Origin of the sequence: Apibacter sp. B3935, assembly GCF_009827705.1 — a bacterium.
GTDB lineage: Bacteria > Bacteroidota > Bacteroidia > Flavobacteriales > Weeksellaceae > Apibacter.
Window position 1 is genome coordinate 438,626 of the sequence record NZ_WINL01000003.1, and the last position, 20,618, is coordinate 459,243.

Consider the following 20,618-nt stretch of genomic DNA (forward strand, 5'->3'; position numbering starts at 1 on the left):
TAGTTAAAATAAGTTTTTAATTGGATTAAAGCAGGGAATCAAAAATACAGACACTCTGCTTACTATCTTATTTGAAAATTTTTTTAAAGAAAAAGCTAAATAAAATGTTATAAATTGATATCGTTGAATCTATTCAATTAATTTACCATTTTACCATTAAACATTGGCTATTATCCCGTCTTTCATAAGTAAACTTCTATCTGCCATAGAAGCTAAATGAGAGTTATGCGTCACAATAATAAAAGTCTGATTAAATTCTTTTCTTAATTGATAAAATAATTGATGCAAATCTTCAGCATTCGCGGAATCAAGATTTCCTGATGGTTCATCCGCTAAAATAATTTTAGGATTATTCATTAATGCCCTGGCAACAGAAACCCTTTGCTGTTCACCACCGGAAAGTTCACCGGGTTTATGCTCCAAACGGTGAGATAATTTCAGGTAACTTAATAATTCCTTTGCTTTATTAACTAATTTAGATTTAGATTTTCCGGCAATCATTCCGGGTAACATCACGTTTTCCAGTGCAGTAAATTCTGGTAATAATTGATGAAATTGAAAAATAAATCCAATATTCTGGTTTCTAAATAAAGAAAGTTCCTTATCTCTCAATTGAGTAATGGGTAAATTATCAATTTCAATAATGCTGTGATATCTTTCGGGATTTGACGGTTTGTCTAAAGTGCCAATGATTTGCAAAAGAGTTGATTTACCGGCACCTGATTCTCCCACGATGGTAACTATTTCACCTTTTTTTATATGGAGAGAAACACCTTTTAAAACTTCAAGGGAACCAAAAGATTTATGTATATTTTGAATAAGTACCATATAATATTTTATCAAAAATACTAAAAAATTAAGGAACATGGAGGCTCATTTCATTAGAGATAATTTTTCCAAATAAATTATAGGGTTTTAAAATCAGATAGACTTTATAAGTGCCGGGAGGAATTTGAGAAACATCAATAAATAAAGTTTGTTCTGTAGATCTTTTAGGCGGAAGAATTAATTTTTTATTAATTGAAATTATATTTTGTGGTTCAAAAGTTTTAGTATTAAAAAATAAAAATGCTAGTTCTTGAGGAGTATCATCACCTAAACTAATCTCTTTATTATAAGGATTTGTCCACTTAACATCGAGTGTTTGTGATTCTTCTTCGGGTGAAATACTAGTGGGCTGTACTTCACATTTTATTTGGTAATAAGAATAAAATTTATCTACAGTTTTATAATATTCGTTTTTTCCATCCTCATCAACAAGGTAAACGGGAGATAATTCTTCCAATCCAAAAAATGTAATAGTTTTTCCTTGAATATTTTGTTCGGAATTCCAAATATCGTATTGAGAATATCTATGAATATAAACTTGTAAACAACAAGAAGGTTGTTGTGTATAAAAATTGTATGCAGCCGCTTTTTGATAGCGTTCAAAAACAGCCAATCCCTCCGTTACTTCTTTAGCATTTAAAACAAATTCCTTCAATTTATACATGGGACTTTTGTGTATGACAGCGGGAAAGAATAATAATATTCGCACAAAAAACAATAGTAAAATATAAGCAAAAGAAAGTCTGGTGATCCAAACATTGTTTTTTTCTTTAAACGTTAAATAAGTTAAAGGAATGAGTGCAATATAAATAATTAAGTTCCATTGCGGTTGAATTACTCTGCTAAATGAAAATAAACTAAAAAAAAGGATTCCACCCAAGCTAATCCATTGTAAAGATCTTATCCACGGTTTATTTCTACCCAAACGTTTGAAAATACTTTTACCGTAAAAATAGAGAAGCAAAGGGTTACCTAATATAAGTATGCCAAGTATCCATTTGATGAATGGATAAGTAACAGCTTTTTGTTTGCTCCTTTCAAAAAGATGATATTTTATAGATGCCCAATCGTGATCATACTGCCAATATAAATGAGGAATATATAAAAGCAAAGAAAACAACAAACTGAAGTAAAACCATTTATTTTTTAATAAAGAAGGGATAAAAGGAATAAAAGTTAGAATAATCAATAAGGCTCCCTGATATTTAGAATACATGGTAAGTGCCATGGATAAGCCCAAAAATAAAGCATTTAGTAGATTATTTTTCTCAGTAAATGATTTCCATCTCCATAAAAATAAAGAACAGAATAAAAGCAAAGGAGTGTCGGGAGTAGATATAAATCCTAACGTTTGATAAAATCCGACAGATCCAAAAAGTCCTATAAATAAATAATTTTCTTTTAACGTTTTAGGTTTAAGAATCAACAACCAAATACAATAAACGACTATCCAAGATATAATCGATACAAATCGAACTCCCAAAGTTCCTTTGAAAAATAAATATCCCGCCTTGATAAATAAAGCAATCATAGGGGGATGATCATAATAACCAAAATCCAAATGATTCGACCAAACCCAATAATAAGCCTCATCATCAATTAAAGGAAGTGTTACCGATTGAAAAATATTGAATATGAATAAAATACCTATGAATATAAATTGTATGTTTTTTATGGAATTAACTTTCATTATTTACTAAATATTGATTTAATGTTAAAATGATTCATAGGTTTATACATAGGTAATAAAAAACTTCTGAATCACAGACTGTTCCAGAAGTTAGTAAAAAAATATTTTTGGGTTATAAATAATTATAATTTTAAATTTTATATCTCCATTCAAAAGGATCATCAATTTCATTAGTTTGTATACCCACTAACTGTTTTTTAAGAAAAACGGCATAACTCTCTTCATCCGATAATTGAGGCAACTCCATGATAGAATCTTGATAGCCCAAATGAGAATACCTTGAAATTACCACGGCAGTACCACAACCGAATATTTCTTTTAGAGTACCTTCTTGATATGCATTTACAATGTCGTCAACAGATATCCGTTCTTCCTTAATATCCAGATTGTGATATTTGGCTAAATGTACTAAGCTGTCTCTGGTAATACCGCTTAAAATCGTTGTGGAAGTAGGGGGGGTGTAAATAGTGTTTCCGATTCTTACCATAACATTCATAGTTCCGGATTCCTCAAAATACCTGTGATTTTTACTATCGGTCCAAATTACCTGATCAAAACCATTTTGATTAGCTAGAAATGTAGGATAAAAAGATGCCCCGTAATTACCGGCGCATTTAGTAAATCCAACCCCTCCGTCTACTGCACGAGTATAATAATCTTCAATTTTAATTTTTAAGGGTTTATCATAATAAAGTCCGGCAGGAGAAGTCATAATAGCAAAAGTATATTTTTTAGATATCCTTGCTGAAAACATTTCTTCAGAAGCAAACATAACCGGACGAATATATAGAGAAATACCCGGTTTAGTAGGAATCCAACCCCGATCCAAATCAATTAAAGCATAAAGTCCATCAAGAAAAATTTCTTTAGGTATTTGCGGCATAGCTAAACGTTCCGCAGATTTATTGAATCTTTCAAAGTTTTTTTCAGGTCGGAATAAAAAAACCTCATTATTTTTATCCTTATATGCTTTCATTCCTTCAAAGATGGCTTGGCCATAATGAAGAGCCATCAAAGCAGGAGAATAGTTCATCGAACCATAAGGCATAATAACCGGTTCTCCCCATTTACCGTTTTCGTATTCACATATGAGCATATGATCAGATATGTTGGCTCCAAAAGGGGAGTCATTAGGATCGATTGAATCTAATCTGGAGTTTGCTATTTTATTTATTTTCATTACTTAACTTGCTAAAATTGTTTATTGAACATTTCAAAATTAATAAATAAATCATTTGATAGATTAAAAAGAGTTGTAATTTTGAATGGATTTACGTTTTATGTTAGAAAGAACCATTATTACCACATCCGAAGGTACTAAAACCTTACATATTCCTGAATGGAATGAGACTTATCATTCCCGTCATGGTATCATGCAAGAAGCAGAACATGTATTTATATCTCATGGATTAGATCAATTAAAAATTTCTGAGATTTCCATTTTGGAAATGGGTTTTGGAACGGGTTTAAATGCTTTTTTAACATTATATAAAGCAATAGAAAAGGATTTGACAGTTCGATATTATACGTTGGAAAAATATCCTCTAACACATGAAGAAATTAAAGAGTTACAATACGGGACTTTACTAAATAAAGAAAAAGCAGAGGAATATTATCAATTATTACATCAAGCAGAGTGGGGGAAGGAAACTCAAATTAATAAAAATTTTACTATCATTAAATTTAAGGCAGATTTTCTTGAATTAAGAAATTTACCTATTTTCGATATAAATGTAGTTTATTACGATGCTTTTGGAGCAAGAGTTCAACCCGAGCTGTGGGAAGAAGATATTTTTAAGCAAATCTTCGATCGGATGGCACCACAAGGATTGCTAACTACCTATTCCAGTAAAGGAAGCGCAAGAAGAGCTATGCAAAATGTAGGATTTGACGTAGAAAAATTAACAGGACCTAAAGGAAAACGAGAAATGGTTAATGCATGGAAAAGATAACAAAATTAAATGTAAGAGTATATGGACTTTTAATAAAAGATAATTGTTTGATGTTTCTACACGAAATGTATGCGGGAAAACCATTACTTAAATTGCCCGGTGGAGGATTGGAATTAGGAGAAGGAACTCGGGATACATTGATTAGAGAATTTAAAGAAGAATTAAATTTAGAAGTTACAGTAAAAGAGCATTTCTATACTCAAGATTTTTTCCTGGAATCTAAATTAACTCCCGATAGTCAATTACTTACCGTGTACTATAAAGTGGAATGTAATGATCTTTCCAATCTTCAAATAATAGAAAAGTCCATAAATCAAATAGAATGGATGCCTTTAGATCAAATTACCTTAGATAGCATCCCATTACCGGTCGATAAAATTGTAGTAAAAAAATTACTTCATAAAAATACCTGAGTATTTAGAATGATTATACCGATTATATTAATTTATTCTAAATATAAATTGCTTTAAATCAGTTATTTAGAATAAATCTTTGAATCTTAATTTATAATTTTGTATCAAAGTTTTTAAATAAAATAATAATTGATATGGAATTAAAGTTAGCTAAATGCTGTGGTAATTGTGAGCATTTTTTGAATGGGCAGTTATGTACTATTAAAGAAATTGCAGTAAGCCAAAATCAAGTTTGTAATTCATACGAATTTAAAGTGATTCCTCATAGAGAAGATGATTGTTTGAAATGTTCTAAATTTCAGAAATCAAATTGCGCCCATCCTAAGGTAGCAAGTGAAGGTATTATGTGTACGGTATGGTATCCAAGAGCAACCGCCTCATAAATTTTTGAACTAATAAATTAATTTTTTAATATAAGGAATTGGCTTTTTGAAGTCAGTTCCTTTTTTTGCAGAGTAAATTTAGAATTAAAACAAAAAAGAGAGCTCAATAAAATTGAGTTCTCTAAATTGATAAATTAATGTATTAAATTATGAGAATTAAAAAAATTCTCTAAAAGAACGCTTAAAACTATTTTTACTATCTTTTTAATATTGACAACATATCGGTAATTTTTTATAATCGGAATCTTTAGCCTTATATTTTTCATTGCTATACCCCGATTTTGCTATTTTCTTCAAAATAGCATTCAAAGATGTTTGCGTATCATCATAAGTTATAGTTGCAATTTTAGTGCCCGGATCCCATAATACAGCAGAAATATTTGCTTCATAACCGGCTTTTTCAATAGTTTCCTTACACATATTGCAATTACCGTAAACTTTTATTTTTTCAACTTTTTGATTATTTATTTGTGCATTTATTTCAGTAAATGAAATGAATATCAATAAGATGACAAAAATTTTTTTTATAAGTTTCATCATTTATGGTATATTTTAGGTAGCTTAAAATAATTTAAACAATTTAGAAATTTCAACTAATCCTTCTATTGAGCTATTTCCAATGACATATTTTTACCATTAAAACTTAACTGATTAATTTTCTTTAATAATTGATCAGTATAATTGGCGTCAACTTCGAAAAAGGTAAATTTATCTCTAATATCAATTTCGCCAATATCCGCTCTCGCACCTTTCGTGTTTTTATTAATTAAGTCAATAACCGTTACTTTGTTAAGATTATCTCTTTTGCCTAAATTAAAGAAAAAACGAGTGAAATTCCCTTTTTTACTTTTTCTGTTTCTTTTATTTCCGTCTTTTGAGTCTTTTCTATCCTTTCTGTTTCGGCTTGTGGAAGATTTTTTACCTCTTTCGGCTGCTCTTTCGTTCTTATCAATAGGAGCAATATCTTTCTCGTTTTTATAGAATTCCCAAGTTGATTTTAATTCAAGGAACATTACCCTTTTATAAAGTTCTTCTTTAGAAATGTTGGATAGATCAGGAATAGTGGAAAGTTCAAATTCTTCGGAATCAAAATCGGAATTAAGCAGCTTATCCGATAAATAAAGTTCTTTCGCTTTTAAAATATCCTCTTTGGTAGGAATTTTCATTTCTTCTACCTTAATAGAAGTTTCCTTTTTAATGCGATTAAATTTAACCATTTCGCTAGGACGAATAATAGCTATAGATTCTCCGTCTTTTCCTGCTCTACCGGTTCTACCGCTTCTATGGATGAAAACTTCCGGATCATCAGGTAATGAGTAATGAATCACATGAGTAAGGTCATTTACGTCCAACCCTCTGGCTGCCACATCCGTAGCAACAAGGATTCGTAAATTTTTCAATCGGAATTTTTTCATCACCATATCTCGTTGAGATTGTGATAAATCTCCATGCAAAGCATCAGCTGCATATCCTTGGTGCATTAAGAAATCTGCAACATGTTGAGTTTCCACTCTCGTTCTGCAGAAAATAATTGAATATATATTGGGATTGGCATCCAATACTCTTCGTAACCCGTTATTTTTTTGACGGTCACGCACCATTACGAATTTATGAGTAATATTTTTCTTTACTTCATTAATTCCTCCTGCTGATATTTTTTGTGCACCCTTCATATAATTTTTAGCAATAGCCTCTACTTGTTTAGACATTGTTGCTGAAAATAATAAAGTTTGTCTTTCTTTAGGCGTTTCTTTAAGAATTGTTTCCAATTCGGCTTTAAAGCCCATAGATAACATCTCATCTGCTTCGTCTAAAATCAACCATTGAATTTGGTTAATTTTTAGAACCCCTCTTTTAAGCATATCATTAACCCTTCCCGGTGTACCTATTACAATTTGAGGATTATTTTTCAAACCTCTGATTTGCTCAGAAATATTAGATCCGCCATATACTGCCAATGAACGTATTTTGGATAAATATTTCGAATAACTGGCAATATCTTTAGAAATTTGTAAACACAGTTCACGAGTTGGACAAAGAATTAAGGCTTGAACATGTTTTTGATAGGGATCTATCATTTCCAATATAGGTAATGAAAATGCAGCAGTTTTACCTGTACCGGTTTGTGCTAAAGCTATTAAGTCTTCTTCCTTGGATAATAAATAGGGAATGGTTTGCTTTTGGATTTCAGTGGGTTGAGTGTAACCCAACTCTGTTATGGCCTTTAACAAATCTTCTGATAGGCCATACTCTTTGAATAAATTCATCAATAATTTTTAAAAATCAATACAAAGATATGATTTGTTTGTTAATTAACAATTCAAGAATTGATTTATGTTTTTTAATAATTACTGAATTTATCCGTATTTTATTATTTCTTCCAGTTTTTCGATATCTTTTATAATAATGTCTTTGCCTTTCGTTTTGATCAGTTTTTCTTGTTCAAACTTTGTAAGGGTATGAATAATGCTTTCTCTGGAATATCCTATGATTTCAGCAATTTCGGTTCGAGTTAAACTGATGTCCTTAAAATTTTTATTACAAAATTTTAAAATAAACATAGCCATAGCTCCTTCCACATTTTTAAAACTAAGATTAATTAACCATTCCATGGTTTCCCGTAGTTTAAATTCTAATTTATTGCTGATTTTAAGATAAAATGATTTATTTAATTCACAGATTTTTTGAAACAAGTTTTTGGGAAAAACCATTAATTTAGAAGCGGTAAGCGAGTGGGTACTGTAAGGATAATGTTCCAATAATATATAATCCTTACCTATAATTTCACCCTTTCGGGCTATATAAACGATTTTTCTTTTATTGCCGGATTGGTACGTCAATTTACAATACCCTTCCAATACAAAATATATATTAACCGCAAAACTGCCCTGTTTAAAAAGAGCTTCTCTGGAATCAAAGTCAACAATACTACAATTTTGAGAGAGAAACATTTTCTCCTCCTCAGTTAATATAGCATAAAAAGGGATGGTAGTAATCAGCTTCTCCATGTTCAAAAAAGTAAGATTTTTCACTTACAAAGGTAATTATATTGTTTTTAAAATACAAATAACATCACTTACAAAAAATAATGAAAATCTTAATTATCTGTTTACATTTGCAATTATTAAATAATTAAAACTAAGATTTGTTATAAATATTATACATATTATTAGTTTTAAATTAAATAAAATTAATTTTTAGATGAGTAACACTTTAATGATTTTGCTGGAATTTATGGTTGTAATGGCAGCCATATTTATCGGGGCGAGAAAAGGAGGTTTAGGATTAGGTATTTTCGGAGGTCTTGGATTGGCTGTATTAGTTTTTGTTTTTAAGCTGAAGCCGCAAAATCCACCCATAGATGTAATGTTAATGATAGTTGCAGTAATTACAGCAGCAAGTACTTTACAAGCATCCGGGGGTATAGACTATATGGTTAATATCGCTGAAAAGCTTTTAAGAGCTTATCCTCCTGCCATTACTATAGTAGCCCCTATTGTTTCTTATATTTTTACGATGATTGCAGGTACAGGACACATAGCTTATGCACTGTTGCCTATAATATCAGAAGTAGCCACCGATGCAAAGGTGAGGCCTGAAAGACCGTTAAGCATTTCGGTTATCGCGTCACAACAAGCCATAACCGCAAGTCCCATTTCTGCAGCTACGGCAGCTTTACTTAGTGTAATTATGGTAAAAAACCCTGAATTAAGACTTACGGATATTTTAATGATATCAGTCCCTTCCACTTTAATTGGAGTTATAGTTGCTGCAATTGTACAAATGTTTATAGGAGTTGATTTAGAAAAAGATCCTGAATATCAAAAAAGAATAAACGAAGGCTTATTAGAAATCAAAGAAAAAAGCAGCAAAAATAAAGTAAGTTTTGGAGCAAAACTATCTGTGATCATCTTTTTGGTTAGTGTTGTAGGAATAGTGGTATTTGGTTCAATTGACGGAATGAAGCCCACTTTTAATGGTGTACCAATGGCTATGCCTCATATCATAGAAATACTTATGTTGGCAGCAGCAGGATGTATCTTACTATTCACTAAAACCAATGTAGAAAAAATAGCAACCGGTTCCATTTTCTCTGCAGGAATGCAAGCAGTAATAGCTATTTTTGGTATAGCCTGGATGGGTGATACTTTTTTTGGTGGAAATTTAGATTTCTTCAAAGGATTGTTAACCACTATGGTTACAGAATATCCGTGGACCTTTGCAATAGCCTTATTTATTATGTCCATCATGCTGTTTAGTCAAGCAGCAACCGTACGAGCACTTATGCCGTTAGGGGTTTCCTTGGGCATACCTATCCCTAGTTTGATAGCTATGTTTCCGGCAGTAAATGGATATTTCTTTATTCCAAATTATCCAACCATAATAGCTGCAATAAACTTTGATCGTACCGGTACTACTCGTATAGGAAAATACGTAGTCAATCACTCTTTCCAATTACCGGGATTTATCGCAACCATTGTAGCCGTAAGTGTAGGTTTTGGTTTAGCTTATTTACTATTTTAAAAATAAAAAAACAACCGTAAAAAAATTATAAATAAAAAATTATGTACAGAGTCGAAAACGATTTGATAGGAGATTTAGAAGTTCCTGAAAATGCATATTATGGAATTCAAACTCAAAGGGCTGTAAACAATTTTCATATAACAGGTATAAAATTATCTAATTATCCGGAATTAATTAAAGCGTTAGCTTATGTAAAATGGGCGGCAGCAGAGACTAATTGCGAATTAGGAGTCTTAGATGAAAATATCAAAAATGCAATTGTAAAAGCATGTCAGGAAATTATAACCGGTAAATACGACAAAGAATTTCCTAGTGATGTAATTCAAGGAGGAGCAGGAACTTCAACCAACATGAACATAAATGAAGTGGTAGCCAATATTGCATTAGAAATAATGGGACATAAAAAAGGAGAATACCAATACTGTTCCCCTCACGATCACGTAAACCTTTCCCAATCTACTAATGATGCCTATCCAACTTCTATAAAATTAGCAGCAATTAATTCTAACATGATCTTAATTGATCATTTAAAACAATTAATTGAATCTTTCCGCAACAAAGGAAAAGAATTTATGCATGTTTTAAAAATGGGAAGAACCCAATTGCAAGATGCAGTACCTATGACTTTAGGACAAGAATTTGAAGCCTTTGCAGAAACGTTGAGTGAAGATGTGGAAAGGTTGACCCAAAATTCTAATTTATTTTTAGAAATCAATATGGGTGCTACAGCTATCGGAACCGGATTAAACGCAATCCCCGGATATGCTGAATTATGTGCTAAAAAATTAGCGGAAATAACAAAATTACCGTTTATATCTGCGAAAAATTTAGTTGAAGCAACCCCGGATACCGGATCATATGTTATTTACTCATCAGCTTTGAAAAGAGTAGCCATCAAGCTTTCAAAAATTTGTAACGATTTACGTCTATTATCATCCGGGCCTCGTTGTGGATTGAATGAAATCAATCTACCGGCTATGCAACCGGGATCTTCCATTATGCCGGGAAAAGTTAATCCCGTTATTCCGGAAGCAATGAACCAAACATGCTTTAAAGTTATTGGAAATGATTTAACAGTAACTATGGCGGCAGAATCCGGTCAACTCCAATTAAATGTAATGGAACCTGTAATCGCATACAGCTTGTTAGAATCAGTTCATATCTTAATGAACGCAATGGATTGTTTACGTGTAAATTGTATCGACGGTATAACAGCTAATGAACAACATTGCAAAGATATGGTATTAAACAGTATAGGAATCGTTACAGCATTAAATCCCTATATAGGATACAAAAACAGCACTAAGATAGCTAAAGAAGCCTTAGAGAAAAATTTAAGTGTTTATGACTTAGTGCTCGAAAATAAGCTTTTATCAAAAGAAAAATTAGATGAAATTTTAAACCCGCAAAATATGCTGGGGCCTCATAAGTATAAAGACTAATATAACCTTGAAAAGCAATTGAGAAATCAATTGCTTTTTCTTTTTTAGTTATATATACTATCAAGAAATTCATTGAAATATCGAACATAATATAAATTTTTTAAGGGGGAACTTTTTAGACATTAATAAGAATAGTGAAAAAATATAAGTTCATTTTGTTGGCATATTAATTGTATTTTATATAGAGTTATTTTATGGGATAAAAAATATTATTTTCTTTTTTTATCTCTAATTAACCTAAAAAATATTTATTAAAAAACAAGATATATGGAATGGATTTTAAAAACTATTCAAGGTTCTCCTGAATTAGCTATTTTTCTCACCTTAGCATTAGGTTTTGCAATCGGACAAATAAAAATTAAAGGATTTAGTTTAGGCGCCGTTACGGGCGTTCTTTTAATGGGGGTATTAATCGGACAGCTGGGTATTTCCATTTCGCCTACCGTGAAATCAGCATTTTTTCTCATATTTTTATTTGCCGTTGGATATAGTGTGGGTCCTCAATTTGTGCACGGATTAAAAAAAGAAGGATTGCCGCAAATTGCATTTGCCGCCTTAGTATGTGTATCTTGTTTATTAGTGGGATGGGTTGCCGCAATTATTGCAGGTTTTGATGTAGGAAATGCAGCAGGATTATTAGCCGGAGCTAATACCATATCAGCAGTAATTGGTGTTGCATCCGATACAATAAATCAGTTAAGTATTGACTCTTCTCAAAAACAACAATTAATAAATCACATTCCCGTTGCGTATGCAGTAACTTATATATTTGGAACAGCAGGGACAGCATGGTTTTTATCATCCATTGGACCTAAACTTTTAGGAAAAGATGTTATAGGGCAAACCAAAAAATATGAAGAATCATTAGGAGGAGAAATACAAGATGATGATTCAAGTTTAGAATATGCTTACGATGGAGCAACTTTTAGAGTAATTGAAGCAGGAAGTTCATTTTTTAATCAAAAACGCACCGTTCAAGAGGTTGAAAATTTACTAGTAAACAAAGGATGGCCCGTCTATGTTGAACAAATTCGTTCAGCTTCCAACAATGAAATTATTTCAGATCCCACTCCCGATACTACTATCAATAGAGGAGATCGAATGGTTTTAAATGGACCGTTAGATACCATTTTATCCGATGAAAATCTGGTTGGTAAAGAAGTAGCAGATTTGGAATTATTGGATTTTAAGGTAGAAAGTTTAAAGGTAATGGTTGCCAATAAAGAAATAATCGGAAAATGTTTACATACCTTAAAATACAATAAAAACAGACACGGAGTAATCATATTAAAAATACATAGAGGAAAAACAACAATTCCTTTATTAAAAAATGTAACCATTCAACGAGGAGACATTGTGGAAATAGAAGGCAGGAAAACAGATGTAGATAAATTTGCTACCTATTTAGGTTATCCGGAAAGACCCACTAATGTTACTGATATTCTATATATAGGATTGGGTATTTTTTTAGGAGGATTATTAGGGTCATTATCAATCCGTACCGGAAATATTCCTTTAAGTTTAAGTGCCAGTGGAGGAGTTTTAATTATGGGAATTATATTCGGATGGTTACGATCCTTGCGACCTACTTTTGGATACATTCCTTCCCCCTCAGTTTGGCTGATGAATAATTTGGGTTTAAATATGTTTATTGCCGTAGTGGGAATAAATGCAGGACCCGATTTTATTTCAGGATTGAAAACGGCCGGAGTAAGCTTATTTATCGCAGGAATATTTGTAAGTATCGTACCCATGTTCATTGGTATATTATTGGGAAGATATGTATTTAAATTCAATCCTGCCATTACCTTAGGTGCTTGTGCAGGAGCCCGAACTACAACTGCTGCATTGGGAGCCTTGGAAGATACATTACAAAGTAAAGTTCCGGCCCTGTCTTATACCACTACTTATGCCGTTGGTAATACACTACTTATTATATGGGGAGTAGTAATTGTTTTGTTAATGAGCTAGCCATTGAACACGTAAAAATTAGTAAAACAAGAAAAAAGTAAATAACAATGGATATTTCTAAACTAAAAACCTCTCGTCGTAAAGAGCAGCAATTAGAACAACTAAGCCCTTTTGAGTTAAAAAATGATTTGATTAAATTGGCCTCAGATCAACAAACCAAACCCACCAGAACCATGTTAAATGCAGGTCGCGGAAATCCCAATTGGATAGCAACAGTTCCTCGAGAAGCATTTTTTACCTTAGGAAGGTTCGGAATAGAAGAATGTAAAAGAACCTTAAATAAACCCGAAGGATTGGCGGGGATACCCGAAAAAAAAGGAATAGGTAAAAGATTTGAAGCATTTTTGGAAAAAAATAAAGACCAACCCGGTATTGAACATTTAAAAAATACCTACAAATACGGTATAGAAAAACATAAATACGATCGCGACAGTTGGGCACACGAATTAGCGGAAGGAATTATCGGAGATCAATATCCAAGTCCGGTAAGGATGTTAAAACACATAGAACCCATAGTTCACGATTACCTCATTCAAGAAATGTGCGGGAATAATCCGCAAAGAAGTGGTAAATATGATATTTTTGCCGTAGAAGGAGGAACGGCTGCCATGTGTTATATTTTTGATTCTTTGATGGAAAACTATTTATTAAGAAAAGGAGATCATATTGCTTTAGGAGTTCCTGTTTTTACTCCTTACTTAGAAATACCTGAATTAAAAAGATATGACTTTAAGGTTACTTATGTGCATGGTACAGGAAAAAATAGCGACGGAACTTCCAACTATCAATATCCGGATGAAGAATTAGATAAATTAGGAGACAAAACCATCAAAGCCTTTTTCATTGTTAACCCAAGTAATCCCACCTCAGTAGAAATTTGCGATAAGAGTAGAAAATATCTCATAAAAGTAGTTAAAAACCTCAATCCAAATTTAATGATATTGACGGATGACGTTTACGGTACTTTTGTTCCCAAATTTAGCTCATTAATGAACGAATTACCACAAAATACACTTTGTGTTTATTCATTTTCAAAATATTTCGGAGCTACAGGATGGCGTTTAGGGGCTATTGCTTTATATGAAGATAACATTTATGATAAAATGCTAAAAGCTATACCTGAAAAAGAAAAAGCTAAAACTGCAAAATTATATTCCAGTTTGACTTTATATCCTGAAAAACTGAAATTTATTGACCGATTAGTAGCAGACAGTCGTCAAGTTGCATTGAATCATACTGCAGGATTATCCTTACCTCAACAAATACAAATGATGTTGTTTGCATCGTTTGCATTATTGGATAAGCAAAATCACTATAAAAAAGTGTGTACAGATTTAGTAAAACATAGATTTAATCTACTTTGGGAAGGAATGAATATACCTATCAAACCCGATCCGGAAAGAGCATCTTACTATTGTGAAATAGATATTCATGAATGGGCATCTAAAAATTACGATAAAGATTTTGTTACTTTCTTGGAAAAGAATTTTGAACCCGTAGATATACTTTTCAGATTAGCCGAAAAATCTTCCATAGTATTATTAAATGGAGGAGGTTTTGCCGGTCCGGAATGGTCAGTAAGAGTATCGTTAGCAAATTTAGATGACGATGATTATAAAACTATAGGAAAAAAGCTTTCCGAAACAATGTACGAATACGTAGAAGCATGGAAAAATTCAAAAAAATAAATTCAAATATTAATTATAATTATTTAACTATGAAAACAAAAAGTTTAAAAAATTTGTTCAGTTTGTTTGTATTGTTTATTTTTATGGCGGTTAACGCACAGTATAAACCAACTATTTACATTTTAGCAACAGGAGGAACCATCGCAGGACAAGGGTCATCCTCTGTAACTCAGGCATATACAGCCGGTTCTATTACAGTAGATGAACTTTTAAAAGCAGTTCCTTCCATTAAAGACATTGCTAACATTAAAGCAGAGCAAATAGCAAATATCGGAAGTCAGGACATGAATGACGATGTTTGGCTAAAATTATCGAAAAGAGTTAATGAATTGCTTAAACAAAAAGATGTAGACGGAATTGTAATTACCCACGGTACCGATACACAAGAAGAAACAGCATATTTTCTTAACTTAACCGTAAAAAGCAACAAGCCTGTAGTATTAGTAGGTTCCATGCGTCCATCTACTGCCATTAGTGCAGACGGTCCTAGAAATATTTACAATGCAGTTGCATGTGCTGGATCGCCGGAATCTTTAGGTAAAGGAGTAATGGTAGTAATGGATGATAAAATTATAGGGGCTGATGATATTACCAAAACGCATACTCTTTCTGTAGGAACTTTTGAAGATCCAAATTATGGGAATTTGGGAATCGTGTATAACGGTAAACCCATCTATACCCGGGAATCTGTAAAAAGACATACAATAAATTCAGAATTTGACATAACTAACATAACTAAACTGCCTAGAGTTGAAGTAATTTTAAGTTATTCCAACGCTAAGTCATTATTTGTAGATGCTGCAGTTAATGCCGGAGTAAGAGGAATAGTTACCGCAGGAGTTGGTAACGGAAATATTACCACCGATCTACAAAATGCACTTGCAAATGCAGTAAAGAGAGGGATTGCAGTAGTTCGTTCCTCCCGAATTTCAATGGGACCAACTGCTCAATATGATGAAGTAGATGACGATAAATATGGATTTACAGCATCTTGGTACTTAAATCCGTATAAATCCAGAGTATTGTTGATGCTTGCTTTAACCAAAACAAATAATTATAAGGAAATACAAAGAATGTTTACAGAATATTAAAAATTTATGAAGAAATTAAGTATTACGAAAAAAATTCTCATAGCGGCTAATTGTTTATTTTGTTTGTCCATGTTCGGACAGCAAACCAATCCAAGTACAGGAGAAAACACTGTCAATGAACCATCTTTCAAATCCGTTCTGGATAAGTTATTGAAAGATGACAAAATGTTAAATATTATGTTTGATACTCGTGTAGATTATCAAGCTACTTTTAAAGGAAGTAAAACGGATCAAAGCAGTTTCAGAGGAAATACTGTAAAAGTATGGTTTGAAGGTGAAATAATTCCTGGGTTTCGTTACAGGGTACGTCATAGACTAAATACCCCTCAAAACGCATTGTACAGAGATAACTATTCATCAGCAACCGATCAAGCATATTTCGAAATTGATGCAGGAAAAAATTTAACATTCCGTGTAGGTAAACAAGCAGTACAATTCGGTACTTTTGAATTTGACTATAATGCTGCTGATGTTTACTTATATACTATGACCTATAATGACCTGGATGCGTATAAAACGGGGGTTAATGTAGCTTATAGAGTAGCAGGACAAACCTTAAATTTTGAAGTAGTAAATTCGGATGCTCCTCAATTTGCTACCGATAAATATAAAAATAAATCGTTAGCAGGTTTATTCTTATGGGAAGGTAGCCTTTTCAACAATGTATTTAGAACTCGATATGGATACGGAGCCTTTCAACATGATGCGAGCAAATATTATAACTGGATAACCATTGGTAACCAAATCAATCTTAAAAAATTTACAGCTGAATTAGATTGGTATATGGGAGATCGTGATATGGATTACGGGGATGTCGTTCAAAATGAAGATTTAGGATTAAGACATGTTAGAGACAATTCTGTTTCAGTTAATTTTAAATACGATTTAGGAAAGATAAAACCTTTAATTAAAGGAGTATGGAATAAAAGAAGAGATCAAATAAATTCTTCTTCCTATATTAATGGAGGTGTACAAGCAGCAGTTGAATATTATCCATTTACAGATCCGGCTATTAAAGACCTTAGATTCCACCTTATGTATGCATATAACAGAACCAATTTTAACGGAATATATAACGGTTTAGATGGAATTAATGGAAATCAAATTATTGCAGGTATGCGTTGGTTCTTGAAAATCAAATAGAAATTGTACGATTATACTCAAATATTTTGACAAAAAAGCCTTATAATTTATTTATAAGGCTTTTTTTATACCTTAATTCTTCAGTCTAAAAATTAAACTTAGTTGAAGATAAAGATTCATTTTAAAATGAATTGAAATAAAGATAGAACTTATATTTTTCGGATGATTTTTCCGGTAGGAGTTTTAGCAAAGCTTTCTACATAAATAAACTCTTTAGGTTTTTCATATTTATTTTCGAAATTGAAATCTAAAATTTGTTTTTCCAAATTGATATCTTTTTTTGCGGCTATGACAATCACTACTTTATTACCTAGTACAGGATCTTGTACGGATGAAATGATAAAATCAGATTGAATAATAGATTTCAGTTGTTTTTCGACTTGTTCAGGAAAAATTTTAATTCCTCCGGAATTAATTACATGGTCCATTCTTCCTTTCCATTCAAATTCATTGTCAGAAATGAGCGAAACCAGATCATTAGTTACAATTTCTTCATCCAAAAATGGAGGAAGAATACACAAACAACCTCTTTCATCCACACGAATTTTAGTGTTGGGCATAACTTTAAAAGCCGAATTTACCGCATGACCCGATATTTTTTTAAGTGCAATATGAGATATCGTTTCCGTCATTCCAAAAGATTCATAAATATCGGTAGTTTGGTTTTTTAATTCGGATACCAATTGAGCGGAAGGCTGAGCGCCTCCTACAATCAATTTTTTTATAAGGTAAAGCTTGTCTAACGAATTTTCAACTTGCATAGGCGTCATTGCAGAAAAGGTAAATTCTCTGTTAACATTCTCAAGGGGATGAGATACGGGCTTAATGCAATAAAGATCCAATTTCCAAACGATAGCTCTTACTAACATCATCTTACCTGCTATATAGGAAGAAGGCATACAAAGAAGAGCGCTGTCATTAGCTTTGAGATTTAAAAAAGTACCCGTCATCTTTGCGCTTTCAGCCATAGCTTTTTTAGTCAGTTCAATATTTTTTGGAGTTCCGGTGGAACCGGATGTCTTTGTGATTATAGTGGGTGAAGCAGAATACCAATCTTTTAAAAAATCAACAATATCTATTTGCCATTTTTCTTGACAAGGTATTGCATTCACGTCTATAGGTTTTGAAAAATTCAGATGAATCATAAGAAATTTTTTATCTTTATACGATAATGATTACTATCAATGAGACTATATATTTCAGAAGTATTTAAAGGATACTTTTTTCAATTTATGGATTATAAAATAGATATTCACCCCTTACGGAAAGTTTAGAAGGGAAATTATTAGTATATAAACTTCCTGTACCCAAACCTTGCGGCATATCTTTATGAAATAAAGCAGTCCATTGCGCTATAGCATTTAATCCAATATTGGATTCTAAGGCTGAAGTAATCCACCAATCTATATTTTTAGATTCGGCTATTTCAATCCATTCTTCCGATCCTTTCCATCCGCCAATTAAAGAAGGTTTTAAAATTATATATTGGGGTTTTATAATTTCTAACGTTTTTTCTTTTTGATCTTTATAAAACTTACCGATCAATTCTTCGTCTAAAGCAATAGGAGTGGGAGTATATTTGCATAATTCAGCCATTTGATTTTCATTTCCGGCTTTAATAGGCTGTTCAATGGAATGAATTTCAAGTTGAGCCAGTTGCTCTAATACCTTTTTTGCTTCCTCAAAAGAAAATCCGCCATTAGCATCCACTCTCAATTCCAATTGAGAAGCAGAAAATTCTTTCCGTAAGTTTTGTAATATTTTATATTCTTCTTGCCAGTTAACACCAATTTTAAGTTTTATACAACTATAATTTTGTTCGAGTTTTTGTTGGATTTGCTCACGCATAAAGTCCAAGTTTCCCATCCAGATTAATCCGTTGATTTTAATTCCTTGTTTTCCTTCGGTAAATTCAGAAGGAAAAAACATTCCTTTTTTCCTGCTTTCAATTTGAGCAAAAATCTGTTCAATACCGAATTGTATGGAAGGAAATTCTTGACAATTCATTAGCAAAAATTCTTTTCCTTCATTGATATGATCACATACCCATTGCAGTTTAGGCTCATATTCCGTTTCGGAATCAGCACTTAAACCCCTAAAAAAACTACATTCGCCAACATATTCCGTATCTGAATTTTGAACTTTTAAAAGATAAGTTAGCTTAGAATTTAATGTTCCACGAGAAGTTCCTGCCGGACGCTTAAATTGTAATTCGTATGAGGTGAAATTTGCCTGTATCATATAAAAAAATAATTATAATTAGTGAGATATTTATCTTAACTTGAACAAAAGTTAAAAACTTTATCAAAGTTATTACCAACGCTAAAATTACAAATAATATGAAGAAAATTTTATTATTTTGGATTGTACTATCCACCTGTTTTTTTTATTCTCAGCAAGCTGAGATACCGTTTATAGAAAGTAAGTCAATACCTCTCAACTATTATGCGGATGCATACGGTACGGGATATGACTTAAAAACAAGTTTGAAAGAAATTATCAAACAGGGACATGTACCCATTGGATATAAAGGTTTGTGGAATTTATATAAGTCTATGAGTGCTTTTGGTGATCAATGGTATGAAAACGACGGAACTGTTTTGGATATTTATTCTGAGATACCTAACGGTGCGGATCCCTACAATTATCGGTTTGGAGTAGATCAGTGCGGAAATTATACTAAAGAAGGAGATTGTTATAATAGAGAGCACCTGATACCGCAATCTGTATTTTATAAAAAAAATCCCATGCTGTCTGATGCCTTTCATATTTGGCCTACGGACGGAAAAGTGAATGCCATGAGAAGCGATTATCCGTTTGGTAGAGTAGGTAACAGCAAATGGGTATCCAAAAACGGATCTCAATTGGGTAGCAATGCTAATTCAGGGTATTCAAAAGGGTATAAAGGAGTCGTTTTTGAACCCATTGATGAATTTAAGGGGGATATAGCTCGAGCATTCTTTTATTTTGCAACCCGATATGAAGATGAAATCAGTTCTTGGAGTTTTGATATGTTTAATAGAACAAAAAATCAAGTGTTTACCGATACCTTTAGAAATATATTGCTGACTTGGCATGTGATGGATCCTGTCAGCGATCGAGAAATAGCCATGAATGAAGCTATTTATAGTAAACAAAAAAATCGTAATCCCTATATAGACCATCCCGAGTGGGTGGAAATGGTATGGGGAAATAATTTAAAAGTGGAAAGTTTCGAATATCAACCCAGAGATTTTTTAGAAATTTATCCTACTCTTTCTTCGGGAACTGTTTATATAAAATCCAACGATTATAAATCCGCAATAAAAAAAGTGATGGTTTTTTCTTTAAACGGAATTTTATTACAAACCATTGTCAATTCCTATAACAGCGATTTATTGACGATTACTATTCAAAAATCAGGTAGTTACATAATAAAAGTAATGGGAAATGATTTTGAAGTAAACAGAAAAGTTATAATCCAATAAAAATAGGATAGAATTTAAAAGAGGAG

The 20,618-nt window shown here is 32.1% G+C and carries 18 protein-coding genes; 10 read left to right on the plus strand and 8 right to left on the minus strand.

Translation table 11 applies throughout. The features are described from left to right. Positions 1 to 156: 156 nt before the first annotated feature. The 3 genes from GFV00_RS07740 to GFV00_RS07750 all read right to left on the minus strand — a co-directional run bounded on the left by GFV00_RS07740 (position 157) and on the right by GFV00_RS07750 (position 3,698). Positions 157 to 828, minus strand: a complete 672-nt coding sequence (locus GFV00_RS07740; protein WP_160557393.1) for an ABC transporter ATP-binding protein — start codon at positions 826 to 828, stop codon at positions 157 to 159. 28 nt (positions 829 to 856) lie between these two features. Then, positions 857 to 2,518, minus strand: coding sequence for a glycosyltransferase family 39 protein (locus GFV00_RS07745; RefSeq protein WP_160557392.1), 1,662 nt, complete (start codon positions 2,516 to 2,518; stop codon positions 857 to 859). A gap of 130 nt (positions 2,519 to 2,648) precedes the next feature. Then, positions 2,649 to 3,698 carry a branched-chain amino acid aminotransferase gene (locus tag GFV00_RS07750; protein WP_160557391.1) on the minus strand — a complete coding sequence of 350 codons (1,050 nt, stop codon included), beginning with the start codon at positions 3,696 to 3,698 and terminating at the stop codon, positions 2,649 to 2,651. An 85-nt stretch (positions 3,699 to 3,783) separates the two neighbouring features. Between GFV00_RS07750 and mnmD the strand changes: the two genes are divergently transcribed. From mnmD to GFV00_RS07765, 3 genes are all read left to right on the plus strand, one after another. After that, positions 3,784 to 4,470, plus strand: a complete 687-nt coding sequence (gene mnmD / locus GFV00_RS07755) for a tRNA (5-methylaminomethyl-2-thiouridine)(34)-methyltransferase MnmD (RefSeq protein ID WP_255448807.1) — start codon at positions 3,784 to 3,786, stop codon at positions 4,468 to 4,470. Then, positions 4,458 to 4,883, plus strand: coding sequence for an NUDIX domain-containing protein (locus GFV00_RS07760; RefSeq protein ID WP_160557390.1), 426 nt, complete (start codon positions 4,458 to 4,460; stop codon positions 4,881 to 4,883). The genes mnmD and GFV00_RS07760 overlap by 13 nt, the downstream gene beginning before the upstream one ends. A gap of 179 nt (positions 4,884 to 5,062) precedes the next feature. Then, entirely contained in the window at positions 5,063 to 5,266 is a 204-nt protein-coding gene (locus tag GFV00_RS07765; RefSeq protein WP_146105565.1) for a hypothetical protein, read from the plus strand. 204 nt (positions 5,267 to 5,470) lie between these two features. On the opposite strand, the gene GFV00_RS07770 is transcribed toward GFV00_RS07765, so the two are convergent. From GFV00_RS07770 to GFV00_RS07780, 3 genes are all read right to left on the minus strand, one after another. Then, a complete protein-coding gene (locus tag GFV00_RS07770) occupies positions 5,471 to 5,806 on the minus strand; it encodes a heavy-metal-associated domain-containing protein (RefSeq protein WP_160557389.1) in 336 nt (111 codons plus the stop codon). Positions 5,807 to 5,868: 62 nt separating this feature from the next. Beyond that, entirely contained in the window at positions 5,869 to 7,533 is a 1,665-nt protein-coding gene (locus GFV00_RS07775) for a DEAD/DEAH box helicase (RefSeq protein ID WP_105297264.1), read from the minus strand. 90 nt (positions 7,534 to 7,623) lie between these two features. Then, complete coding sequence (locus GFV00_RS07780) at positions 7,624 to 8,274, minus strand: Crp/Fnr family transcriptional regulator (RefSeq protein WP_160557388.1); 651 nt, start codon at positions 8,272 to 8,274, stop codon at positions 7,624 to 7,626. A gap of 208 nt (positions 8,275 to 8,482) precedes the next feature. On the opposite strand from GFV00_RS07780, the gene GFV00_RS07785 reads away from it, so the two are divergent. From GFV00_RS07785 to GFV00_RS07810, 6 genes are all read left to right on the plus strand, one after another. Beyond that, complete coding sequence (locus GFV00_RS07785; RefSeq protein WP_160542829.1) at positions 8,483 to 9,790, plus strand: anaerobic C4-dicarboxylate transporter family protein; 1,308 nt, start codon at positions 8,483 to 8,485, stop codon at positions 9,788 to 9,790. 41 nt (positions 9,791 to 9,831) lie between these two features. Next, positions 9,832 to 11,232 (plus strand): aspartate ammonia-lyase, encoded by a 1,401-nt coding sequence (aspA, locus tag GFV00_RS07790; RefSeq protein WP_160542663.1) that lies wholly within the window; start codon positions 9,832 to 9,834, stop codon positions 11,230 to 11,232. A 267-nt stretch (positions 11,233 to 11,499) separates the two neighbouring features. After that, positions 11,500 to 13,203, plus strand: coding sequence for an aspartate-alanine antiporter (gene aspT, locus GFV00_RS07795; RefSeq protein ID WP_160557387.1), 1,704 nt, complete (start codon positions 11,500 to 11,502; stop codon positions 13,201 to 13,203). 47 nt (positions 13,204 to 13,250) lie between these two features. Further along, the gene (aspD, locus tag GFV00_RS07800) at positions 13,251 to 14,891 is read left to right on the plus strand and encodes an aspartate 4-decarboxylase (protein WP_160542661.1); all 1,641 of its coding nucleotides are present in this window, start codon (positions 13,251 to 13,253) and stop codon (positions 14,889 to 14,891) included. 29 nt (positions 14,892 to 14,920) lie between these two features. Then, entirely contained in the window at positions 14,921 to 15,982 is a 1,062-nt protein-coding gene (locus GFV00_RS07805) for a type II asparaginase (protein ID WP_160557386.1), read from the plus strand. A 6-nt stretch (positions 15,983 to 15,988) separates the two neighbouring features. Next, positions 15,989 to 17,125, plus strand: coding sequence for a porin (locus GFV00_RS07810; RefSeq protein WP_105297258.1), 1,137 nt, complete (start codon positions 15,989 to 15,991; stop codon positions 17,123 to 17,125). Positions 17,126 to 17,274: 149 nt separating this feature from the next. On the opposite strand, the gene GFV00_RS07815 is transcribed toward GFV00_RS07810, so the two are convergent. Then, positions 17,275 to 18,270 carry an AMP-binding protein gene (locus GFV00_RS07815; protein ID WP_160557385.1) on the minus strand — a complete coding sequence of 332 codons (996 nt, stop codon included), beginning with the start codon at positions 18,268 to 18,270 and terminating at the stop codon, positions 17,275 to 17,277. 85 nt (positions 18,271 to 18,355) lie between these two features. Continuing rightward, positions 18,356 to 19,363, minus strand: a complete 1,008-nt coding sequence (locus GFV00_RS07820) for an o-succinylbenzoate synthase (RefSeq protein WP_160557662.1) — start codon at positions 19,361 to 19,363, stop codon at positions 18,356 to 18,358. A gap of 101 nt (positions 19,364 to 19,464) precedes the next feature. Here GFV00_RS07820 and GFV00_RS07825 point away from each other — a divergent pair, with 101 nt between their 5' ends. Beyond that, on the plus strand, positions 19,465 to 20,592 hold the full coding sequence (locus tag GFV00_RS07825; RefSeq protein WP_160557384.1) for an endonuclease: 1,128 nt from the start codon (positions 19,465 to 19,467) through the stop codon (positions 20,590 to 20,592). Positions 20,593 to 20,618 lie beyond the last annotated feature (26 nt).